This is a genomic window from Actinocrinis sp. (assembly GCF_035938995.1).
GTDB lineage: Bacteria > Actinomycetota > Actinomycetes > Streptomycetales > Catenulisporaceae > DASZGI01.
Genome location: NZ_DASZGI010000258.1, coordinates 1 through 21,252, shown reverse-complemented (window position 1 = coordinate 21,252; position 21,252 = coordinate 1). Strand labels below are relative to the sequence as shown.

Annotated in this window: 24 protein-coding genes, 2 tRNA genes, 1 other RNA gene and 1 pseudogene; 7 read left to right on the top strand and 21 right to left on the bottom strand. The window is 69.9% G+C overall.

What is annotated here, in order from left to right; translation table 11 throughout:
- Positions 1-614: pseudogene (locus tag VGZ32_RS18130) on the top strand (hypothetical protein); the annotation flags it as partial.
- 6 nt (positions 615-620) lie between these two features.
- Here the strand turns inward: VGZ32_RS18130 and VGZ32_RS18125 are convergent.
- Genes VGZ32_RS18125 through VGZ32_RS18115 form a run of 3 tightly spaced genes read right to left on the bottom strand, consistent with a single transcriptional unit; the run spans position 621 to position 2,543 of the window.
- Entirely contained in the window at positions 621-893 is a 273-nt protein-coding gene (locus tag VGZ32_RS18125) for a hypothetical protein (protein WP_326887254.1), read from the bottom strand.
- A 10-nt stretch (positions 894-903) separates the two neighbouring features.
- Positions 904-1,836: a hypothetical protein gene (locus VGZ32_RS18120; protein WP_326887253.1), complete on the bottom strand. Its 933-nt coding sequence runs from the start codon at positions 1,834-1,836 to the stop codon at positions 904-906.
- Positions 1,836-2,543 carry a hypothetical protein gene (locus tag VGZ32_RS18115; protein ID WP_326887252.1) on the bottom strand — a complete coding sequence of 236 codons (708 nt, stop codon included), beginning with the start codon at positions 2,541-2,543 and terminating at the stop codon, positions 1,836-1,838. The genes VGZ32_RS18120 and VGZ32_RS18115 overlap by 1 nt, the downstream gene beginning before the upstream one ends.
- Before the next feature lie 167 nt (positions 2,544-2,710).
- On the opposite strand from VGZ32_RS18115, the gene VGZ32_RS18110 reads away from it, so the two are divergent.
- On the top strand, positions 2,711-3,274 hold the full coding sequence (locus VGZ32_RS18110; protein WP_326887251.1) for a GNAT family N-acetyltransferase: 564 nt from the start codon (positions 2,711-2,713) through the stop codon (positions 3,272-3,274).
- Between the two features lie 70 nt (positions 3,275-3,344).
- Here VGZ32_RS18110 and VGZ32_RS18105 read toward each other — a convergent pair whose 3' ends face one another.
- Together VGZ32_RS18105 and VGZ32_RS18100 are read right to left on the bottom strand one after the other, a co-directional pair.
- Positions 3,345-3,932, bottom strand: coding sequence for a GrpB family protein (locus tag VGZ32_RS18105; RefSeq protein WP_326887250.1), 588 nt, complete (start codon positions 3,930-3,932; stop codon positions 3,345-3,347).
- Between the two features lie 68 nt (positions 3,933-4,000).
- Complete coding sequence (locus VGZ32_RS18100; protein WP_326887249.1) at positions 4,001-5,434, bottom strand: PLP-dependent aminotransferase family protein; 1,434 nt, start codon at positions 5,432-5,434, stop codon at positions 4,001-4,003.
- 89 nt (positions 5,435-5,523) lie between these two features.
- Here VGZ32_RS18100 and VGZ32_RS18095 point away from each other — a divergent pair, with 89 nt between their 5' ends.
- Positions 5,524-5,991 (top strand): carboxymuconolactone decarboxylase family protein, encoded by a 468-nt coding sequence (locus tag VGZ32_RS18095; protein ID WP_349263645.1) that lies wholly within the window; start codon positions 5,524-5,526, stop codon positions 5,989-5,991.
- A 109-nt stretch (positions 5,992-6,100) separates the two neighbouring features.
- Here the strand turns inward: VGZ32_RS18095 and VGZ32_RS18090 are convergent, their stop codons facing one another.
- The 9 genes from VGZ32_RS18090 to ffs form a co-directional block, all read right to left on the bottom strand.
- Positions 6,101-7,456, bottom strand: a complete 1,356-nt coding sequence (locus tag VGZ32_RS18090) for a hypothetical protein (protein ID WP_326887247.1) — start codon at positions 7,454-7,456, stop codon at positions 6,101-6,103.
- Positions 7,453-7,983 carry a SigE family RNA polymerase sigma factor gene (locus tag VGZ32_RS18085; RefSeq protein WP_326887246.1) on the bottom strand — a complete coding sequence of 177 codons (531 nt, stop codon included), beginning with the start codon at positions 7,981-7,983 and terminating at the stop codon, positions 7,453-7,455. Before VGZ32_RS18085 ends, VGZ32_RS18090 begins: the two co-directional genes overlap by 4 nt.
- A 544-nt stretch (positions 7,984-8,527) precedes the next feature.
- Complete coding sequence (locus VGZ32_RS18080) at positions 8,528-9,604, bottom strand: aspartate-semialdehyde dehydrogenase (RefSeq protein ID WP_326887245.1); 1,077 nt, start codon at positions 9,602-9,604, stop codon at positions 8,528-8,530.
- Entirely contained in the window at positions 9,601-10,866 is a 1,266-nt protein-coding gene (locus VGZ32_RS18075) for an aspartate kinase (protein WP_326887244.1), read from the bottom strand. Before VGZ32_RS18075 ends, VGZ32_RS18080 begins: the two co-directional genes overlap by 4 nt.
- Before the next feature lie 473 nt (positions 10,867-11,339).
- A complete protein-coding gene (locus VGZ32_RS18070; RefSeq protein WP_326887243.1) occupies positions 11,340-11,960 on the bottom strand; it encodes a DUF5063 domain-containing protein in 621 nt (206 codons plus the stop codon).
- Positions 11,953-12,564 carry a recombination mediator RecR gene (gene recR / locus VGZ32_RS18065; RefSeq protein WP_326887242.1) on the bottom strand — a complete coding sequence of 204 codons (612 nt, stop codon included), beginning with the start codon at positions 12,562-12,564 and terminating at the stop codon, positions 11,953-11,955. Before recR ends, VGZ32_RS18070 begins: the two co-directional genes overlap by 8 nt.
- A 135-nt stretch (positions 12,565-12,699) precedes the next feature.
- Positions 12,700-13,035: a YbaB/EbfC family nucleoid-associated protein gene (locus VGZ32_RS18060; RefSeq protein ID WP_326887241.1), complete on the bottom strand. Its 336-nt coding sequence runs from the start codon at positions 13,033-13,035 to the stop codon at positions 12,700-12,702.
- A gap of 141 nt (positions 13,036-13,176) precedes the next feature.
- On the bottom strand, positions 13,177-15,456 hold the full coding sequence (locus VGZ32_RS18055) for a DNA polymerase III subunit gamma and tau (RefSeq protein WP_326887240.1): 2,280 nt from the start codon (positions 15,454-15,456) through the stop codon (positions 13,177-13,179).
- 94 nt (positions 15,457-15,550) lie between these two features.
- Positions 15,551-15,647, bottom strand: an RNA gene (gene ffs, locus VGZ32_RS18050) — signal recognition particle sRNA small type.
- 86 nt (positions 15,648-15,733) lie between these two features.
- On the opposite strand from ffs, the gene VGZ32_RS18045 reads away from it, so the two are divergent.
- Positions 15,734-15,818 (top strand) — tRNA-Ser (locus VGZ32_RS18045).
- Here VGZ32_RS18045 and VGZ32_RS18040 read toward each other — a convergent pair.
- Positions 15,800-16,048 (bottom strand): hypothetical protein, encoded by a 249-nt coding sequence (locus VGZ32_RS18040; protein WP_326887239.1) that lies wholly within the window; start codon positions 16,046-16,048, stop codon positions 15,800-15,802. The two genes, VGZ32_RS18045 and VGZ32_RS18040, sit on opposite strands and share 19 nt — an antisense overlap.
- A gap of 232 nt (positions 16,049-16,280) precedes the next feature.
- Here VGZ32_RS18040 and VGZ32_RS18035 point away from each other — a divergent pair, with 232 nt between their 5' ends.
- Positions 16,281-16,574 carry a type II toxin-antitoxin system VapB family antitoxin gene (locus tag VGZ32_RS18035; protein ID WP_326887238.1) on the top strand — a complete coding sequence of 98 codons (294 nt, stop codon included), beginning with the start codon at positions 16,281-16,283 and terminating at the stop codon, positions 16,572-16,574.
- A 37-nt stretch (positions 16,575-16,611) separates the two neighbouring features.
- Positions 16,612-17,436, top strand: coding sequence for a LytR C-terminal domain-containing protein (locus tag VGZ32_RS18030; protein ID WP_326887237.1), 825 nt, complete (start codon positions 16,612-16,614; stop codon positions 17,434-17,436).
- A 101-nt stretch (positions 17,437-17,537) separates the two neighbouring features.
- Here the strand turns inward: VGZ32_RS18030 and VGZ32_RS18025 are convergent.
- From VGZ32_RS18025 to VGZ32_RS29075, 5 genes are all read right to left on the bottom strand, one after another.
- Positions 17,538-17,622, bottom strand: a tRNA-Ser gene (locus VGZ32_RS18025).
- Positions 17,623-17,632: 10 nt separating this feature from the next.
- Complete coding sequence (locus tag VGZ32_RS18020; protein WP_326887236.1) at positions 17,633-18,073, bottom strand: nucleoside deaminase; 441 nt, start codon at positions 18,071-18,073, stop codon at positions 17,633-17,635.
- A 47-nt stretch (positions 18,074-18,120) separates the two neighbouring features.
- On the bottom strand, positions 18,121-18,705 hold the full coding sequence (locus VGZ32_RS18015) for a hypothetical protein (protein WP_326887235.1): 585 nt from the start codon (positions 18,703-18,705) through the stop codon (positions 18,121-18,123).
- A 105-nt stretch (positions 18,706-18,810) separates the two neighbouring features.
- Positions 18,811-19,353 carry a tRNA adenosine deaminase-associated protein gene (locus VGZ32_RS18010; protein ID WP_326887234.1) on the bottom strand — a complete coding sequence of 181 codons (543 nt, stop codon included), beginning with the start codon at positions 19,351-19,353 and terminating at the stop codon, positions 18,811-18,813.
- 138 nt (positions 19,354-19,491) lie between these two features.
- Complete coding sequence (locus VGZ32_RS29075; RefSeq protein WP_326887233.1) at positions 19,492-19,779, bottom strand: hypothetical protein; 288 nt, start codon at positions 19,777-19,779, stop codon at positions 19,492-19,494.
- Between the two features lie 158 nt (positions 19,780-19,937).
- On the opposite strand from VGZ32_RS29075, the gene upp reads away from it, so the two are divergent.
- Positions 19,938-20,576 (top strand): uracil phosphoribosyltransferase, encoded by a 639-nt coding sequence (upp, locus tag VGZ32_RS18000; RefSeq protein ID WP_326887232.1) that lies wholly within the window; start codon positions 19,938-19,940, stop codon positions 20,574-20,576.
- Between the two features lie 31 nt (positions 20,577-20,607).
- Here upp and VGZ32_RS17995 read toward each other — a convergent pair.
- On the bottom strand, positions 20,608-21,252 hold a 645-nt coding region (locus tag VGZ32_RS17995; RefSeq protein ID WP_326887231.1), incomplete at its 5' end, for an NAD(P)(+) transhydrogenase (Re/Si-specific) subunit beta.

Sequence of the window (21,252 nt, the reverse complement as noted above, 5' to 3'; positions counted from 1 at the left end):
TAGCCGCCGACCCGACGAACGCACTGGCGCTGGAGGCGTCTGTTCGACGCGCCGCGGCCCTGGCCACCGATCCACGTTCCAGCACCCTGATCCGCCTGGCCGCCAGCCAGCGGGTGGCGCGCGCCCAACTCTTCGACGGTCCGGGCAGGTTCGCGCACTTCCAGCTCTTCTGCCTGATCACCGCCGGCCGAGACACGGGCAACCGGTCCTTCGAGCGCCAGCAGTTGACCGAGCACCTGCGGTTCGCCGCCCGGGCCATGGCCGCCGCCGGAGCACGGCACACGCAGATCCGCCTCACCTGCCTCGACGAAGCAGCGCGGCCCCTCATCGAACACGTACACCGTGACCTCAGCGACCTGCCGGCCATTGACGTGCTCGAAGATCCCGAACGAGCCGCGGGAGGCGGCTACTACACAGGCATCTGCTTCAAGATCCACGCTGAAATCGCCGGTCGGCAGATGGAGACTGGCGACGGCGGCTTCACCAACTGGACTCAACTGTTCACCGGAAACCACAAGGAACGGCTCCTGACGAGCGGATTCGGTGTCGACGAGCTTGCCAGCGCCCTCCCTCGACATCCAGATCCGGCACGTCGAACACGCCGGGCAAGGTGACTAGAGCTAGTCGCCCCGCGCTGCTGCTTGTGACCGCCAGCGCTCGAGTAGTTGGGTGGCGAGGTCCGCGGCGATCTCGACATGTTCGCGGTCCATGCTGCCGAGCACGTAGTAGCGCTCAAGGTATTCGGTCGGGTGCCATTCGAGGTCGTTGCCGATGGCCTCGTCGGTCGGCAGTGGCTTGGTGTGGGTTCGGCGCACGAGTCCGGTCGCTTCCTCGGCCGTCCCACCGTCCTTGATCAGGGCGAAGTACTGCACCAGGGGCTCGTCCTGTTCCATGTTCACCACCCTATCTTCCTGGCAGCGCGATATCAGTGGCGCCGATAGGCCTTGGAACCGTGCCGAAGATCTGATTCTGTTCCGCCTTGAGCTCTTGGACCCTGGCCTCCGGGACGCCCGGAATCCTGGCCTGCTCGTACAGCTCGTGGGTGACCATCTTGGCGTCGAAGCTTTCCTGGGTGTGGAACTGCATCTCGAATACGTGTCCGGTCCGCGGGTCACGCCAGAAGCTGTTGATGCCCTTGTAGTCGTCCCTGTCCCAGGTGTTCTTGAACTTCACATTTTCGACGCCGACGTCTTGAAAACGACGAAGCGCGGTGTTGACCCCGTCGGTGTAGGCGGTTCCCTCGCCCGGGAGCTTAAAGGTGTAGCGGACTGAATCCTTCATGTCGGCCAGCGCGCTGTCCACGTCGCGGGTGGGGCTTTCGGACAACTCCTCCGCGAACTTGCGCTTGAACGATTCCGGGCTCTTGAGCACGAAGTCCGGGTAGCCCACAGTTTCCGCGCCGGGGACCTCGTCCCTGATGCCCATGACGACCGGTGTGATGTTCGACTCGGCGTCCTTGGCCTGGGCGAGGAACCGGTCCGCGGCGGCGTTCTCCTCGGGGCTTAGGTGCAGTCCGCCTTCGCCTTGCCATCCATCACCTGTGGCTCCCTGCGGGTCTAGGATGCCGGAGATCCTGCCCGGCGCCCCGGAACCCGCGCCGGCGGTCTCGGCGGCGGAGGCTGCGGACCGCTCCTGGGAGGCCGCGCCGCTGGACATCACCTTCGCGATGGCCTGGGTGTTCTGTTCCTCAGTGGCCAGCATTGCGTCGGTGGTCTTGTCCGCCGTCTGGGCCGTGGTTTCGACGAAGTCGCCCAGCGCATGGCCCGCGTTTCCGAGTGCCTCGTCTGCGCCGTCGGCGATGCCCTTGAAGGCTGCCGCTCCATCCCCGTCCGGCATCAGAAGCTCAGCTCCCGCACTCCCTGCTGGAACGTCAGCGCGTGCGACCGGAACGTCTGCGCGTGCTGTCTTAGGGCTGCTGTGTTGGCGCGCACGACCTGCTCTTCGAGTGCGAAGCCGGTCGACTCGGCGCCCGACGGGGTGGTCTTGGACCAGTCCAGGCCCGCCATCGTCTCGGCCACCTTCGCGAACAGAGGCTTCGCCGCGGCCTCGACGACCTGCCCGATGATGTACTGCTCCAGATCTTGGACCAGCGACTCCATCAGCGCCCTGCCCGCAGCGATGATCGCCGGGACCGCGGCCTCCGCCAGTCCGAAGGTCGCCACCGCGGCGGCCTGGTCGGCGACGAACGTGGCGGCCATCCCTACCAGCTCCCCGATTGCGGCGACCTTCTGGGCCACGACGTACCCCGCAGCGACCTCCAATGCGTCGGCGAGGACCGCGCAGCCGTCCACCAGCTCCGTCACGTGCCGCGCCGACAGCTCCTCCCAGCCCGAGGACAACTGCCGCGTGGAGGCACCCTGATAGCCATGGGCGACGCCCCGGATTGCGGCCGACGCGTCCTGGTGAGTCGTCTGCACCGCCTGCGCGAAGTCCCGCACCAGCGACGCGAACTGCATCACCGAGTCCTCGTTGATGTACGGCCACTCCACCCCGATCACGTTGAGAAACGTGACCACCGGCGCCGGCAGATCGTCGACCGCCACAACCCCACCACCCGTGAGACTCGCATCGAGCGTCAATCGGACACGCGGACAGTGCCAGCGACCGTATCAGACCAGCGAGATCCGGGTGAGTGGGAACCTGTTGGCGCTGTGGGTATAACCGCTGCTAGGACTAGAAGATTGTCCGACGCGGGGAAGGAGGCCGCGGGGTGGAGGTACGGGAGTATCGGGGCTCTGACGAGGTGCAATGGCTGCGCTGCCGGGTGTTGGCATTTCTCGACACCGCCTACTTCGACGCTGTGGTGACGGAGAAGCCCGTTCTGGAGCCGCAGGCGGTCGAGTTGGTGGCGGTGCTCGGGGGCGAGATCATCGGGCTCTGCGACGTTGAGGTCGAAGGGGAACTGGCCACGATCGACACGATCGCGGTGCATCCTGACTATCGCGCACGGGGGGTGGGGACTGCCCTTTGCGTCGAAGCGGCCAGGCGGGCCGTGCCGTTGGGCGCGCGGACGCTCGATGCTTGGACGCGGGAGGACCCTGACACTCTGCGCTGGTATCAAGCTCAGGGCTTTGTCGAGTCTGAGCACTACCTTCACGTATACGCCGACTACTACACCGATCCAGGCGAGCCGGACCGCGCCGTCGTGCGGCGACCGGGCTTACGGCCGATCAAGCTCTTTCTGCACGCGCCGATCACGCAGGAGGACGCGATGCGCAAGCAGTTCCGCCGCGTCCACGTGTGCCGACGATTCAGCATGGAACTGGTGGAGTAGGCGTGGAAGTCAGGGTCCTGATGGAACTGCTGAGGACGGCAGGGCCCTGCCGTCTGCCGTTGGGTGTCGATCAGGCGCGGGCGGCCTGTGCGCGGGCCATGATCGCGGTGACGACCTCGGTCTTGGCGTCCGCGTACTCCTGGATGTACGTGAAGCCCTTCGTGGACAGGTCACGCTTTGTGCGCTCGTAGAGCTCGCGGTCGTCGTCGTGCGCACGCAGCCAGTCCCGGAACATCAGGTTCCGCTCGATCTCCGGACTGCTCGGGAAGTGCACGTGCAGGTTGATGTTGGTGTCAGGACCCTTCAGACAGCGGTGCTCGTACCAGTCGGGCTCTCGGATGACCAGGGTGTACCCGTGGGCCTCGAGCGGGGTGACGTAGGACGCTTCGTCCGCCGAGTCGGGGACGACCAGCAGGATGTCGATGATCGGTTTGGCGGCGAGACCGGGCACCGAGGTCGAGCCGACGTGCTCCAGCAACACCACGCGATCGCCGAGGATCGAGCGGATGCGGGCGGCCTCCCGCTCGAACAAGGCCGGCCAGGCCGGGTCGTAGTCGTCGATCCGCACCGGGCCGGTCAGCTTGGGCGGCTCGACTACCCACGCCGACAGCATTTCCTGCTCAGAGCGGACCTCGCCGGATTCCACGGCATCGGACATGGCATTCCTTTCGCAGGGCGGCCGACCAGGTTATCGGATCACCCTTGTGGGCGCGCCGCATTATCCGGTCACCCGCGCCGGACCTCTGCCAGCACACGAACGAGCGCGTCGAGCGCGGCGGGATAGGTATGCTCCGACGGCGTTCCGTATCCGACGATGATTCCCGGCGGATGTTGAGACGCCTGGGCGTGCGAGTCGTGGTAATGCTCGGCCAGGCCGTCGATCGCAAGGCCCTCGCGGGCAGCGCGATCGAGGACGTCGTCCTCCTCCACGCCCGTCGGCAGGGTGATCAGCGCCTGGAGCCCGGCGGCGATTCCGTGGACCCGAAACGCTTCGTCGGAGGACAGTGCGGCGAGCCGGGTCAGCAGGATGTCCCGGCGACGGCGGTAGCGCAGGCGGCAGGCGCGCACGTGGCGGTCGTAGACGTGGCTAGTGAGCAGGTCGGCGAGGGCGAGCTGGCCGAGCGTTTCGGTCTGGTGATCGGCATGGCGCTTGGCCTCGACGATCGGGGCGACAAGCGGCCGCGGCAGCACCATCCACGCGAGCCGGAGCGCCGGGCCTATCGTCTTGGCTGCCGTGCCGAGATAAACGACCTGGTCCGGCGCCATTCCCTGGAGCGCTCCGACGGGCTGGCGGTCGTAGCGGAATTCGCCGTCGTAGTCGTCCTCGATGACGACGGCACTGGTAGTGCGCGCCCACTGAGCGAGGGTATGGCGCCGGGAGGGGTGAAGTGTCGCGCCGACAGGGTACTGATGCACAGGGGTCACGACGACGGCGCCTGTGCGAGCGTGCTCGGCGGTGGCCAGCAGGTCGGCACGGGCGCCGTGGCCGTCGACCGGGAGCGGCGTGATCGGCATGCCTGCGCGAGTGACTACGTCACGGTGGAAGGGGAGCCCGGGGTCCTCCATGGCCATGACGGCGACCCCCTCGTCGCGCAGGACGCGAGCGAGGAGAGCGAGGGCCTGCACGAAGCCGGTGGTGATCACGATCCGGTCTGGGCTCGCGCTGACTCCACGCGTGCGGCCCAGGTAGTCGGCGAGTGTAGTGCGCAGTTCGATGCGGCCGGCCGGATCGCCATAGCCGTACACGGCGGCAGGAGCGGCGTTGAGGGCTCTGCGATACGCGCGCAGCCATGCTGCCGTGGGGAAGGCGCTGACGTCGGGGCGACCTGGGCGCAGGTCGTGACGCGGCTCCGGGGGCTCCTGCGGATTCGGTGGCGCGGGAGCGAGCGAGCCCGACAGGGCGGCGACTTCGGTACCCGCGCCGCGTCGGGCGATGAGGTAGCCCTCGGCGGTCAGCTGGTCGTACACGGCTGTCACGGTCCCGCGCGCGAGTCCGACTTCGCCGGCCAGGGCGCGGGTGGAGGGCAGGCGCGTGCCTGGAGCCAGGCGCCCGGCACGGATTGCGTCGCGCAGCCCGGCTTCGAGGCCGCCGCGGCGCCCGGCGGCCGGATCGAGGTCGAGATGCAGGTCCACGCCGAAAGTGGCCCAATAATCCGACATGGAATTGGACCTTATTAGTGGTCCAGCACGGCCGTAATGTCATAACCATGACGACCGAGACCATGACGAGCGGGAACGCGGTGGGAGCGATGACGGTGACCGGCGAAAAGGTGATTCCGGGGGTGCGGCTGGCCGTGGACGACCTGGTGCCGCATTTGACCAAGGCGATGAACGGCCTGGAGGCGGCGTCGCGCAAGGTGTCGCTCGAGGCGCCGCTGCTCGAGTTGGTGCGGGCACGCGCCTCGCAGTTGAACGGGTGCGCCTACTGCGTGGACATGCACACGATCGACGCGCTGAAGGGCGGCGACAGCCAGCGACGGCTGTTCGCGCTGCCGGTGTGGCGCGAGACGCCATTCTTCACCGCTCGCGAGCGCGCGGCGTTGGCCCTCACGGAGGCGGCGACCCGGCTGACCGACGGCCAGGTGTCGGACGAGGTGTTCGACGAGGCCACGCGGCAGTTCACCGAGGTGGAACTGGCCGAGCTGATCTGGACAATCGCGGTCATCAACACGTGGAACCGGTTGGGGGCGACGGCGCGCCCGTGGCCTCTGGACTGAGCACCCTGACCCAGCCGTGGCCATAGGACTGAGCGCGCTGGACTGAGGGCGACGCCATAGTGGCACCCGGCATGGCGGGTGCCACTATGGCGTGGAGCGATCGGTGCGGCTAGCCGGTGGGGCTGGTGCCGACCGCGCCCGTTCCGACTCCGCCGCTCGCCGACCCGCTCGCCGGTGGGGCCGAAGGGCTGGCGGTGGTGGGCGAGCTCGCAGGCGGGGCGCTCGTCGTCGGCGTGCTGGGAACGGCGGGAGTGCTGGAAACGGGACTCGCGCTGCCGCTCGCCACCGGACTCTGCGAGACCGCGGTCGGCAGGGGGTACGCACCGGGCCGGTAGATGTCGGTGACGAAGACATCGGCGCCGCACGCGGCCGTGAGCGTGACCTGGCCGGTCGGCGTGGTGCCGGTGACCGCGTAGCCGAGCGAGTACGTGGTGGTCGCGTTCGAGGCGGTCGACGCGCTCGGCGACGCGGACCCCGACGGCCGCGGGCACTGCGCGGCCGCCCACGCGAACTGGAATTCGTAGCCCTCGCCCGGGGCCAGCACCATCGTCGCGCCCCACGTCGACACGCTCGGTAGCGCGGGCGCGACCTTGGTGTCCTCCCTGAGGATCAGCACCGACCCGGCTGCGGTACCCGCCTGGTTCGTGACCGCGAGCACCGGAGGACCGACGACCACGCAGGTGGACCGGGCCACAGCGCTGACGTGTCCATAGACGACGCCGTTGAGCGTGGGGCCAAGCGTGGTGCTGGTGATCACCGACGACGCGGTACACAGCGGCACCTTGGTGGCGGCGGCCGCGGACGGGGTCGCGGTGACCGGGGGCACCGGGCCGATCGCGGGGCCGGTCTTGCCGGTGTCGGTGGTCGGCCAGACGACGTGCCCGCTGTTCGCCGCCGCGGCGGCGCTCCGATCGGCCGCGGAACCGCCGGTCTGGCCGCCGGTCACGGCTCCGCCGCCGTTGCCGGCCGTGCCGGTCAGCGTCGGGACGATGTCGAACCGATCGCCGGTGGCGACGGTCACCGCGACCGCGATGACCAGGACTCCCGCGCTGCTCAGGAGCGCCGCCCGGTTGCGCTGGCGGACGCGGGCCTTGCGGCGGATGCGAGAGAGGCCGCCGGGCGGGGGACCGCCCGCGCCGATCGAGGCGACCCGGGAGCGCAGCGCGTCGCGCAGCAGATCGGGATCGCGGAAGTCGGACACGGCGGATCCGGCACTTGTGGCACCGGGAGCCGCGGAAAGCACGCCGTCTGACGCGTGCTGATCGCCGGGCGCCGGGATGCCGGACATGTCGGCAGCCGCGCCGGATCGCGCGGAGATGATCCGGGCCTGGCCCGCGGGGTTCCGCCCCGCCGCGGGGGTCGGGACGGGCCCGGTGGGCACCGCTCGTCCGGGATCGTCGGCTGGCCCCCCGGCCGGGCGGCGCGTCGGACCGCCGGCTGGCGGGACTACGCCGTCCATGCTCATCGATGCTCCTCCATGCGGGCCCGCAGCGCCTCGATGCCGCGCGAGCCGTACGCCTTCACCGATCCGATGGATACGCCCAGGACCTCGGCGACCTGAGCTTCGGTCAGGTCGCCGTAGTACCGCAGCACCAGGACCTCGCGCTGTCTGCGCTGAAGGCCACGCAGGGCCTGGATCAGCGCGTCACGCTCCAGGGCGTCGTACGCACCCTCTTCGGCGCTCGCCGCGTCGGGCAGCGGCTTGGGCAGCAGGCGCAGGCCGAGCAGCCGGCGCCGCAGCGTTGAGCGCGCGAGGTTGACGACCGTCTGCCGCAGGTACGCCAGCAGCTTCTCGGGCTCGCGGACCCGGGAGCGGGCCGCGTGTACCCGGATGAAGGCCTCCTGGACCACGTCCTCGCAGGAGCCGACGTCGTCGAGCAGCAGAGCCGCCAACCGCAGCAGCGAGGTGTAGTGGGTCTGATACGTCTCGGTCAGCAGGTCCGTCGTCACGTCGACGTCAGTGGCCACCGCACCCCCAGCCGGGGAACTCACCGGTCGGATGGTCACCGGTAGCGCCACATCGCACGACTCCTGGTCCACCGGCACGGTGACCCATCGTCGCGGCTCGGGTGGTGCCGTGTCCAGACTTGACAGCCCGACAAATCGTGCAAGAGGGCGCGACAGCACCACGCCGGGGCAACCCGCCACGGGGGCCCGGCGTTCGTCGCTCGAACGCCCGACCGGGGCCGGTATGGGTCGCTCGACGGTGGTGACTGTCACGCCTGTTAGACATGCGAACCCCCCTCGACGGTTGTACTCCATCCGAGCGATTGCGACGGATCGAGCACGAGAGGGGTGGTCACGACGGCAGGATCCCATTTCCGTAACCAGACGCGCACTGATTCGGACGCGAAAACGCCCGCGCGAGTGAAGGTTGGGGGCGCACATCCGCGCGCGCTCTGCCTAGCACGGGCCCCGCGATCCCCGTTGCGCTTCACGCACACCAGGGGGATCTAAAACAGAGCGCCGGATAAGCACGCGGCGTCTCACGTGTGCGATCGCGAGGCGGCCGAGTCCGCCATGCCTTGAGAACGCCCTAGTGGTGCCGGGCGATGAACTCCTTCGCCAGCAGCTCCGCGATCTGGGCCGTGTTGAGCGCGGCGCCCTTGCGCAGGTTGTCCCCGCAGAGGAAGAGCTCCAACTCGCGCGGATCGTCCAGGCTCGAGCGGATCCGGCCGACCCATGTCGGGTCGGTGCCCACGACGTCGTTCGGGGTGGGGAACTCTCCCGCCGCCGGGTCGTCGCACAGCACTATGCCGGGAGCGTCGCGCAACACCTCGTGCGCCTGCTCGACGGTCACCTCGCGCTCAAAGGCCGCGTGCACGACCAAAGAGTGCGTGGTGACGACCGGGACGCGCACGCAGGTCGCCGAGACGCGCAGATTCGGCAGGCCGAGGATCTTGCGGGACTCGTTGCGGACCTTCAGCTCCTCCGAGGACCAGCCGGCGTCCTTGAGCGAGCCGGCCCACGGCACCACGTTGAGCGCGAGGGGTGCCGGGAAGGGGCCGAGGTCGCCGACCGCGCGGCGCAGGTCGCCGGGCGCGGTGCCGAGGCTCGGACTCGAGGCCACCTTGGCCAGCTGGTCGCGCAGGGTGTCGATGCCCGCCTGTCCGGCGCCGGAGGCTGCCTGGTACGAGGCGACGATGAGGGAGGTCAGCCCGAATTCGGCGTGCAGAGCGCCCATCGCGACGATCATCGAGAGGGTGGTGCAGTTCGGGTTCGAGATGATGCCGCGCGGCCGGTTGCGCACCTGCGCGGGGTTCACCTCGGGGACGACCAGCGGGACGTCTGCGTCCATCCGGAACGCGCCGGAGTTGTCGACCACCGTGACGCCCTTCGCTGCGGCGATCGGCGCCCATTGGGCCGAGACCTCGTCGGGCACGTCGAACATCGCGACGTCGACGCCGTCGAAGGCCTCCTCGCGCAGCGCGATCACCTCGACCTGCTGTCCGCGCACCGTCAGCCGCTTGCCCGCGGACCGCGCCGACGCGATCAGCCGGATCTCGCCCCAGACGTTCCGGCGCGTCGTCAGCAGGTCGAGCATCACGGTGCCGACCGCGCCGGTGGCGCCCACGACCGCGAGGGTGGGCAGCTTCGCGGAGTACTCGCTCATCGTCCGGTCCCTCCGTAGACCACGGCCTCACCGTCGGCGTCGAGGTCGAATGCGCTGTGGATGGCCTGGACCGCGGACTTGACCGCGTCGGAGCGGCAGACCACGGAGATGCGGATCTCGCTGGTGGAGATCATCTCGGCGTTGACCCCGGCCTCGGACAGCGCCTCGAAGAACAGCGCGGTGACCCCGGGATGGCTCTTCATCCCGGCGCCGATCAGCGAGACCTTGGCGATCTGGTCGTCGTAGGCCAGCGAGTCGAAGCCGACCTGCTCGCGCAACCGGTCCAGCGCGGTCATCGCCTTGGCGCCGTCGTTCTTCGGCAGGGTGAAGGAGATGTCGGTCAGGCCCGTCGCCGCGGCGGAGACGTTCTGCACCACCATGTCGATGTTGATCTCGGCGGTGGCGATGGTGCGGAAGATCCGGGCCGCCTCGCCCGGCTTGTCGGGGACCCCGACCACGGTGATCTTCGCCTCGCTGGTGTCGTGCGCGACGCCCGCGATGATGGCCTGCTCCATCTCGGTCTCCTCCAGGCTGTTGCTGATCCGGGTGCCCTCCAGCGCGGAGAAGGAGGAACGCACGTGAATGGGCACGTCGAACCGGCGGGCGTACTCCACGCAGCGCAGGTGGAGGATCTTGGCGCCGCTGGCGGCCAGTTCGAGCATCTCCTCGTATCGCACCGCGGTGAGCTTGCGCGCGGTGGGCACCAGGCGCGGGTCGGCGGTGAACACGCCGTCCACGTCGGTATAGATCTCGCACACCTCGGCGTCGAGGGCGGCGGCGAGCGCGACCGCCGTGGTGTCGGAGCCGCCGCGGCCGAGGGTGGTAATGTCCTTGGTGTCCTGCGAGACGCCCTGGAAGCCGGCCACGATCGCGATCGCGCCCTCGTCCAGCGCGGACCGGATGCGGCCCGGGGTGACGTCGATGATGCGGGCCTTGCCGTGCGAACGGTCGGTGATGACCCCGGCCTGGCTTCCGGTGAACGAGCGCGCCTCGAAGCCGAGCGAGCCGATCGCCATCGCGAGCAGCGCCATGGAGATCCGCTCGCCCGCGGTCAGCAGCATGTCCAGTTCGCGGCCCTCGGGCAGCGGGGAGACCTGTTGAGCGAGCTCGATCAGCTCGTCCGTGGTGTCGCCCATCGCGGACACCACGACGACGACTTCGTTCCCGGCGCGTTTGGTCTCGATGATCCGCTTGGCGACGCGCTTGATGCAGTCGGCGTCGGCAACAGAGGAGCCACCGTACTTCTGTACGACTAGGCCCACAGTGTGCTCCTGACTCGCGGTGCTCGAACGCCGCGCGGCCGGGCGGCGCGCGGATGCGGTCTGGCAGGCTCGGGTCCAGCAGGCGTGGAGACGTGCGGCATGGGCCGATCGGAAGACCGCCGCCCAGTGTAGCGAGCGCCTTCCGACGTCCTCGAGAATTCCAGATGGTGAGACGGGTGTCTCAGGAATCGCTCATACCGCTGGTCTCCACGACGGAGTGGGCATCCCGTGCCGTCGGCCTGGCGGCCCGGTGAAACCCGCCCCCTGACAACACGAACGAGCACCGTGCACGGTTCCCGAAAGCGCGTTCCAATCGGGACGATCGCCGAGTGGTCGCTGATCGACACTGTCGGCTCCGGAGGCGTCGGCGCTTCAGTCATCGAGGCGGAACCGAGCAGACGTTCGTACCGCCCGGCTCGCAGGTTCGCCGACGCCATAGCTGCAGCGCTGTAGTCCTAGCCGCTCGCGGCGTCCTACTCCTGAAGGCGGGAGCGGGCGATGATCGACTGGAGCGCGCGCACTGCCGCGGAGGCGGCCGGTCCCCAAGCGTTGAGGTAGGAGAACTGCCACCACCACAGCGCTTCCAGGGTGCGCCCGGCCCGATAGTGGGTCAGGCCGTGCGCCAGGTCGGAGACGGCGGAGGCGATGTCGTCCGAGATCCGGCGCGCCTCGAGCTCCGGCTGGGTGGCCAGCGGGTCGAACACCTCGCGGTAGTTGTCGCAGGGCTTGAGCAGCTCCGCCAGCTTCTCGCGCAGCTCGTCCAGGTCCGGATCGGGACCCGGGTCCTCCTCGAAGCGCTCCTCGGGCACCACGTCCTGCACCGCGCCGAGCCGTCCGCCGGCCAGCAGCAGCTGGGAGACCTCGAGCAGCAGCATCGGCACGGCCGAGTCGGGAGCGTCGCCGCGGGCCACGGCCCGCACCACCACGAGGAAGGACTCGATCTGGTCGGCGATCTGGTCGGCGAACTCGCTCAGCTCCGCGGCGCTGTCCAGGACGGACGCGGATGGTGGCGCGGAACCGGCTGTGGCGGCGGCTCTCGTGGTGGCGCGGGCAGCCGCGGAAGCGGTGGTCGCGGTAACGGTTGTGTCAGACATCGAGTGATCTTCTCCCTTCGAAGGCCCGCCCGAGGGTCACCTCGTCGGCATATTCGAGGTCGCCGCCCACCGGCAGTCCGGAGGCGAGACGGGTGATGCGCAGCGCCCCGTCCGCCGCGAGCGGTTTGACCAGGCGGGCCAGGTAGGTCGCGGTGGCCTCGCCCTCAAGGTTCGGGTCGGTGGCGAGGATCAGCTCGACCACGCTCCCGTCGGCCAGTCTGGCCATCAGCTCGCGCACCCGCAGGTCGTCCGGACCGACCCCGTCGATCGGCGAGATCGCGCCGCCGAGCACGTGGTAGCGGCCGCGGAACTCGCGGGTGCGTTCGATCGCGACGACGTCCTTCGGCTCCTCGACCACGCACAGCAGGGCCGGGTCGCGGCGCGGGTCCAGGCAGATCCGGCAGCGCTCGGCCGAGGCGACGTTGCCGCACACCTCGCAGAACCGCACCGTCTCCTTCACCCGGACCAGCACCTCGGCCAGCCGGCGCACGTCGACCGGGTCGGCTTGCAGCACATGGAAGGCGATGCGCTGCGCGCTCTTGGGCCCGATGTTGGGCAGCCGGCCCAACTCGTCGATCAGATCCTGGACGACGCCTTCGTACACGGCGCGTACCACCCCCCGTCGCGGATCCCGCAGATCGGCTTGCTCGCCGGTCCGCTGCCCGTTGCCGTCCTGCCGGTCATCAGTGCGCTCTCATCCGTTCGCTTGCCTGTGGGCCGCTCGCGCGCCCGCTCGCTCTCAGAACCCCGGCAGGTTGCCGCCGGGGCCGCCCATGCCGGGGCCGAGGCCGCCGAAGGTCGAGCCGAGCGGGCCCATCTTCTCCTGCTGAAGGCGCTCGGCCGCCTGGTTGGCGTCCCGGACCGCGGCTACGACCAGGTCCGCCAGGGTCTCGGTGTCGTCCGGGTCCACCGCCTCCTTGGCGATCTCCAGGCCGATCAGCTCGCCGAGCCCGGTGACGGTGGCCTTGACCAGCCCGCCGCCGGCGCTGCCGGTCACGTGCTGGCCACCGAGGGAGCGCTGCGCCTCCTCCATCTGCTGTTGCATCTGTTGGGCCTGCTGTAACAGCGATCCCATGTCGAACCCGTCGGGAAACACCTGAGCTCCTTGTCGGCTCGGAGTGCCATGTCGTGGTGCGCTGGGACGAGCCTATGCGCTCAACGCCGCACCGGGAGTAGGGCGCGGAGAGCGATCTCCACGAATTCTTATTGGGTCGGCTCAGTCCGGCCCGCCGCTCTCCTCCAGCACCGTCGCGCCCAGTTCCCGGATCAGCAGGTCCCGCGCATTCGGTCCGGCGTCATGCACGTCCTCGTCGTCGGGATCGGGTATGTCGTCCTCGATCGACGGCTCGGACGCCGGGGGCGAAGACCAGCGCGCCGCTCCCCCGCCGAGCGCTCCCGAGTCCGGGGACCCCGCACCGGCCGTTGTCGCGCCCGTCACTGCGCCATCAACGGACGCGCCGGAAATGGACGCGGTGCCCATCGCGACCGCACCGAGCGAGGCCGAGCCAACCGATACAGCGTTGAGGGATGCGGCGCTGATCGAAGCGGAGCCGAGTGCTTGGCCGGGGACCGTGGCGCTCCCACCCGGCCCGCCTGGCTGCGGGTTCTGCGGCGCGAGCGACGGGCCCGGAGTCGCCGACGCCGCCCCGAACGTTGGGGGCGCGGGCGGCGGGCCACCCCCGGTCGCCGTGCCAGCCGACGGATCGACCATCGCGTCGATCTTCCAGTCCGCTCCGGAGACCTCGCGCAGCGCCTCGCGCAGGACGTCCTCGCGCGGCGATCCGGGGAAGTTGTCGCGCAGGCCCGAGTTGCTGAAGCCGAGCTGCAGAGCGTTTCCCTCGACGCCCACGACATGTACGTTCTGGCTGAAGATCACCCAGGCGACCTTGCTGCGCCGGGCGACCGCGTCAAGGACCTGCGGCCACAGCTGGCGAATCGAATCGCGGCCCGCGCCGGATGAGCGAGGACTAGGAGGCGATGCCGGGGCCGGAGTCGCGGCAGGTGCGCTCGCGGCCGGGTCTGGGCCAGCAGTCTGGGCTGGAGTGTTCTGCGGTGGAGAGTTCGTGGTCTGAGGCGCCTGGTCCTGCGCGGAACCGCTCGACCGCAGCCAGGACGGCGCAGCGAGGGATCCCTCCGCTGGCGGTGCCGTCTGGGGCGGTGCGTTCTGGGGTGGTGCCGCTTGGGCTCGCGGAGGTGCTTGAGGCGGCTCCGGTGCGCTCGGCATGGCCGCAGGTGGAGAAGCATCGCCCGGCGACAAGCCAACCACCGGTCCGCCTGGATCGACCGCCCGCCTCGGCATCGCCGGGGCCGGTCCTGACGCGCCGCCGAAGACGCCGGCCCCGCCACCGCGCTCAAGCCGGTCCAGGCGGGCAGCGAACCCCCCAGTCGAGTCGTCCGCGGCGGGCAGCAGCACGCGCGCGCAGACCAGTTCGAGCAGCAGACGCTGCGAGGTGGCCCCGCGCATCTCGAGCAGACCCGCGTTGACCAGATCGGCCGCGCGCGACAGTTCGGCGGGCCCGAAGGCGGCTGCCTGCTCCCGCATCGCGGCGAGCCGGTCGCCGGGAACTGAGATCAGGCCCTTGTCCGGGGCTTCCGGCATCGCGGAGAGGATGAGCAGGTCGCGCAGCCGCTCCAGCAGATCCGCGAGGAACCGCCTGGGATCGTGGCCACCCTCGACCACGTGGTCCACGGCCCGGAAGGCCGCGGCCCCGTCCCGGGCTGCGAGCGCTGACACCGCCTCGTCCAGCAGGGTCGCGTCGGTGAAGCCGAGCAGGCTCACCGCCATCTGGTAGGTCACGCCGTCATCGCCCGCGCCCGCGAGCAACTGGTCGAGTACGGACATCGAGTCCCGGACAGAGCCCGCGCCCGCCCGCACCACCAGTGGCAGTGCGTCTGGATCCACCCGTACCTGCTCGCGCTCGCACACCTGAGCCAGGTAGTCGCGCAACACCCCGGGCGGCACCAGGCGGAAGGGGTAGTGGTGCGTGCGCGAGCGGATGGTCCCGATGACCTTCTCCGGCTCAGTGGTGGCGAAGATGAACTTCAGGTGCGGCGGCGGTTCCTCCACCACCTTGAGCAGCGCGTTGAAGCCCGCCGGGGAGACCATGTGGGCCTCGTCCAGGATGTAGATCTTGTAGCGGGCGGAGACCGGGGCGAAGAAGGCGCGCTCGCGCAGGTCCCGCGCGTCATCGACGCCTCCGTGCGAGGCCGCGTCGATCTCGATCACGTCGATCGAGCCGGGGCCGCCGCGCGAGAGGTCGGTGCAGGACTTGCAGACGCCGCACGGCGTCGGAGTCGGCCCCTGCTCGCAGTTCAGGCAGCGGGCCAGGATGCGGGCGCTGGTGGTCTTGCCACAGCCGCGCGGCCCGCTGAAGAGGTACGCGTGGTTCACCCGCTGGTTGTGCAACGCCCGCTGGAGCGGCGCGGTCACGTGCTCTTGCCCGATGACCTCCTCGAAGGTCTCGGGTCGATACCGGCGGTACAGGGCGAGCGACACGCTCCGAGCGTAGTCGCTCCGACCCACAGCGGCGGACGCCCGGAAGGGGTTGTGGATAACTCGGAACCCGCGCCACCCCCCGCCAGGCCGGGCATGCGAAGACCCCTCGCGCACCCGCCAGAGCCTGCCTACCCTTGCTGCCTTCCGGCCCTGGGGGGGTTCAGCGGGGTGACGCCACACGAGGGGTCCGCCACCAAGAATAGCCCATGCGCGGCCGTCGGTCCGACGATCGAATCCTGTGGCGGAGCACCCTCATGTGTCCGGTAAGCTAACCGGCGGAGGATTCGCCTAGTGGCCTAGGGCGCACGCTTGGAAAGCGTGTTGGGGGCAACCCCTCACGAGTTCAAATCTCGTATCCTCCGCCGATAGGGAACCCCTGACAGGTGCGAACCGTGGTCAGGGGTTCCTTTGCGTCTCGGCCGATCGAGGCTCGGATGATCGCGGGGCTCGGTTCGGAGCTCAGTTCGGGGGCTGCCGGGCCAGCGCCGAGCCAAAGCGCCCGGCGCATCAGCTCGCGCACCTCGGCGCCGTTGGCGCGCAATTCGGCGGTGTGCGCGTCGCGCACGAGGGTTTGGGCCACGGCCAGGCGCACGCCGCCGCAGTAATAGCGGCATGGTTGGCTGGCTAGCCGACTACACGACGCCGCCACGGGCAGATTCGATCTTTGAGATACGGGGATGAGCGGTGGCGCGCTCACTCGCCCGGGGAAGTCTGCTCTTCTGCTGATCGGACCGGTCGCGGCGCCCCGTGCTCTCGGTGACCGGTTGTGTAACGGACGGCACACAGAGAAGCAGTAACAGACGGTGAGTCGGTAGGCTGGACGGGTGATCTTCAAGCGCATCGGGGACGGGCGGCCGTATCCCGACCACGGCCGCACCTCGCGCGGCTGGGCCGAGGTGGCGCCCCGTCAGGTCCGCCTGGACCAGCTGGTGACCACCCGGCGCCAGCTCGATCTGGACGCGCTGCTCTCCGAGGACTCCACCTTCTACGGGGACTTGTTCGCGCACGTGGTGAAGTGGCGCGGCGAGCTGTTCCTGGAAGACGGGCTGCACCGCGCCGTACGGGCCGCGTTGCAGCAGCGCACTGTACTCCATGCGCGGGTACTCGACCTCGATTGACGATTACCTGTCGTAGCGGTCCGGGTACGTTCGGGACATGGACCAGACACCCCCGCCCCCGAGCCCGCCGGAGGAAGAACCCGCCGCCGAGACCCTGAGCCCGCCGCCGGCTCCCACCCCGTCTCCGGAGCCCGCGGCACCGGACCCGAGCCTGGCGGAGCCAGTCCCGACAGAACCCGCCCACGCGCCGACCGGGCGGATGAGGGCGGCTGGGCGTCCCCGGCTCGGCCAGGAGATCGGCGGCAAGAAGTTCCGCGTCGGCACCGGGGACGAATACGTGCCGTTCCGCAGTCGCACCAAGAGACGCCGAAAGGTCATCGCGGCTGGCGTGTTCTGCGCGGTCATCGTGGGCGCGGGCGCGTACGGCGTGGTCACCCTGATCGGCTCCGACCCGAAGCCCAAGCCGGTGGCGGCGTGCCGGGCCGAGGCCCACTCGAACGCGAACCCCGCGGTGTTACTGCGCCCGGTGAACGATCTCGCTCAGGCGGGGGCGGGCGCCGGCCCCGTGACCGCCGCGCAGTTCAAGCTCAACGTCTACAACTCGACCAACCGGAACGGCCTGGCCGCCGGAGCCGCGACCGAGCTGAAGAAGCGCGGATTCGTCGTCGGAAAGGTCACCAACGATCCGCTGAAGGCCAATCTGACGATCGCTGCGGAGGTCCGCGGGGCCTCGCTGCAGGCCATGCACATCGTCGCCGCCGAGGTGACCGGCTCGCAGTTGCGTACCGACACCCGCACCGACGGCACGGTCGACCTCGTCCTCGGCTCCGGATTCACCGCACTGGCCAGCCCCGACCAGGTCTCCGCAGCTCTGGCCTCGCCGTCGCCGAGCGCGAGCAAGAAGGCGGCTGCCTGTCACTGAGGGCAGTCAACGCGCTTCGCAGGAGGCGAATACGCGCGGGCATGGCAAAGGCCCCGGCGAACCTGAACGAGACAGGTCTGCCGGGGCCTTTGATCAGTGAGCGGTGACGGAGGGATTTGAACCCTCGGTGGCTTGCACCACAAACGCTTTCGAGGCGTTCTCCTTAGGCCGCTCGGACACGTCACCGTGGAGAACCTTACCGGACCTCGCGGTGGTCCGTGAAAAATTCCTCGAGCAGCCGACGGGCCTCCGCCTCGAGCACTCCGGTGACCACCTCGGGGCGGTGGTTGAGCCGGGGGTCGCGCGGGATGTCCCAGAGCGAGCCGACCGCGCCCGCCTTAGGGTCGAACGCCCCGAACACGATCCGGTCCACCCGGGCCAGCACGGCTGCGCCCGCGCACATCGGGCACGGCTCCAGCGTCACCACGAGGGTGTGCCCGGCCAGCCGCCAGGTACCTGCCCGCGCGGCAGCGTCGCGCAGGGCCAGTACCTCCGCGTGGCCGACCGGGTCGGCGTCCGCCTCGCGCCGGTTGCGTCCCCGGCCGACGACGGCGCCGCGCGAGTCCACCACCACCGCGCCGATCGGCACGTCGCCGGTCTTCGGGGCGGCGGCCGCCTCGGCCAGCGCCTCGCGCATCCAGCCGCCATAGCGCTCGGCCAGCCACGCGGGCAGCGCGGGACCGGTCAGCGGACTTCCTCGAGTTCCTCCGACGCCCCGAGCGCCTCGGCGACCTCGGCCAGCGCGTCGGCCGGCACCAGTCCCTTACGGCACAGGCCGGCCAGCTTCGCGGCGGGCACGTCGAAGTCCTCCAGAAGCAGGGCGTCGCCAGCCGGTCCGGACGGCAGCGGCCGCCGCTCGTCCGGCTCGATCTCCGTGAGGTCCTCCAGCTCCGGCGGCGCCTCCTCGTCCTCGTCCGCTGCCGCCTCGTCGCCTTCGGCCTCGTCCGCGGGCTCACCGTCCGGGCCTATCGGCGTCAGGCTGAGGGACAACAGCAGTTCGCCATAGGCCGAGCGGGAGACGGCGGCCACGTCCGAGACGAACACCCGAGGGTCCTCCTCGGCGTCGAGCCGGACCACGGCGAACCAGAGCTCCTCCTGCTCGAGCAGCAGCACGGTGGTATCCGGCTCCTCCTCTTCTTCCTCCTCGTCGTCCGAGACCTCCCGCATGAGCTCGACCAGGCCGGCGATGTCCTCGATCTCGTCCAGATCGGCGTCGCGGGCCTGCCAGCGGTCCGTCGACCGCTTCAGCAGTGCGGCGAAATACGCCACGGCGCGCACACTCTCCCCTCGCTTCTCGAGACCGCGCGGCTGACCGGACCGCGCGGCCGCTGTACCGCTGTTCTGTGCAGTTCGGACCCGTCCACAGCCGGGCCCCTATCCGTCCCGCCAGTCGCCGGCCGGTTCGCCGTCGCTCCGGGCGGCCCGGGCGAACTGGTCGCCGAAGCCGATCCGGTGCGCGATGCCCTCGACCGCCTCCACCAGGGACAAATCCCGCTCGACCTGCAGCCGCTCGCACACCACCGTCAGGTCGAGCGGGCTGAGGCCCAGGTCGGCGAAGATCCGCTGATCTCCGGCCGGACCGCGCTCCACGACCTCCGGATCCGCCTCCGGGTCGATCCGGGCGAGCGCCTCGCCGGCGATCCGGTCGTCTGCGGCCACCGCCGCGTCGGACAGGAACAGGTGCGCCCGCGGACCTACCAGGCGCGCCGCGAGGAAATACTCGTCACCCAGGCCGACCAGTCCGATCGTGGGGCCCTCCGACCCCTGCTGGCGCACGGCGGCGAGGAAGACGTCGAGGGACTCCGCCACGTGCGGCGGCAAGCCGACCGCCGCCCAGAGGCCGTCCTCCTGGTACGCGGCCACGGCGAAGTCCACGAGTTCGTCGTCGAACTCCAGATAGTCCGCCTGCTGCGCCATTCGACGTCCTTCCGTGCCGATGCGTGCATACTCACATCGCATCGTGACAGAAAGCGATGCTCCCCGGCAGCAGTTGTGGCCGGTGGATCGCCGCGCCGATAGCGGCGGAGGCCGAGCGGCACAGATCAGTCGGCCGGGTCAGTACCGGAAGGTACGGAAGAGCCTGGCGTGCAGCTCGGCGGACCTGGCCCGGCGTGGGGCCACCCGCTTGCGCAGCTCACGCGCCTCGGCGAGCTCGGCGAGGAATCTGGCGCGGCGTATCCGGCGCTCCCGCTCGGGATCGGCGGGCTCGGCCGGATCGGGCAGGGACCGGCTCAGCGGGGACGGGGGATCGGCCCGCAGAAGTCCGGCCGCACGCGATGTTCGGGTTTCGTTGGCCGAGTTTTCGGCGGATGACACCCGACGGGACACGGAGCGCTTGGCCACGACTACATCCCCTTAGGCATGTTTCCAGCACTTCTTGCCGTTTGTCCTAAACCCCTACCCGCAGCTCAGTGAACCGAACTTGCCGCAGACGGGGGAAATAAACCCACTCGTCGAAAGCAGCTCACAACTCCGCCCTGAGGAGCAAATAAACTCCCGGCATGCGTACCCACGTCACGGATCACCCGCTGATCGCCCACAAGCTCACCACACTGCGTGATCGGAGCACCGATTCCCCGACCTTCCGGCGCCTGGTGGACGAGCTGGTCACACTGCTGGCGTACGAGGCGACGCGGGACGTCCGCGTGGCCCCGGTGGACGTAGAGACGCCGGTCGCGCCAGCCCGCGGGGTGCGCCTGATCGCACCGAAGCCGCTGGTCGTGCCGATCCTGCGGGCCGGGCTCGGGATGCTCGACGGGATGGTCCGGCTGCTGCCGACCGCCGAGGTGGGCTTCCTCGGGATGGTGCGCGACGAGGGGACGCTTATGGCCTCGATGTACGCCACACGACTGCCGGACGACCTATCGAACCGGCAGTGCTACGTGCTTGACCCGATGCTCGCGACCGGCGGCACGCTCGCGGCCGCGATCAAGCTGCTGGCAGACCGGGGCGCGCGCGATGTCACCGCGATCTGCCTGCTGGCTGCGCCTGAGGGTTTGGCCCGGCTGGAAGAGTCGCTCGCCGAGCTCCATCTTCCGGTGACCGTCGTCACCGCGGGAGTCGACGAGCGCCTTAACGAGCACGGGTACATCGTGCCGGGCCTCGGCGACGCCGGGGACAGGCTCTACGGGACCGTCTGACGTCCGGCCGGCCGGTCTCGGTCTACCGGGTCTAGAGGCCCTTGACCGCCGCGACTACCTTGCTCAGGCTCTCCTTCGCGTCGCCGAACAGCAGCGTCGTCTTGGGGTCGTAGAGCAGCTCGTTCTCGATCCCGGCGAAGCCCGGGCGCAGCGAGCGCTTGCAGAACACCACTGCGGCGGCTGTGTCGACGTTGATAATCGGCATACCGTAGATCGGCGCGCCGGGCGTGGTCTTGGCCGCCGGGTTCACCACGTCGTTGGCACCCACCACGAGGGCGACGTCGGCGCTGGAAAGCTCCAGGTTGGCCTCGTCCATCTCGAGCAGCGACTCATAGGGCACGTTGGCCTCGGCTAGCAGCACGTTCATATGTCCGGGCATCCGGCCCGCCACTGGGTGGATCCCGTAGGCGACCTTCACCCCGCGCGCGCTGAGCAGGTCCGCCAGCTCCCGGATGGTGTGCTGGCCCTGTGCCACCGCGAGGCCGTATCCGGGCACGATGATGACCTTGCGGGCGTAGCCGAGCAGGATCGCGATGTCCTCCGGGGTGCCCGAGCGCACCGGACGGGTCTCCGTGGGGCCCGCCGGGCCGCCGGCCTTCGCCTTGAACGCGCCGAACAGGATGCCGGTCAGCGGCCGGCCCATCGCCGCGGCCATCAGCCGGGTCAGAATCGTTCC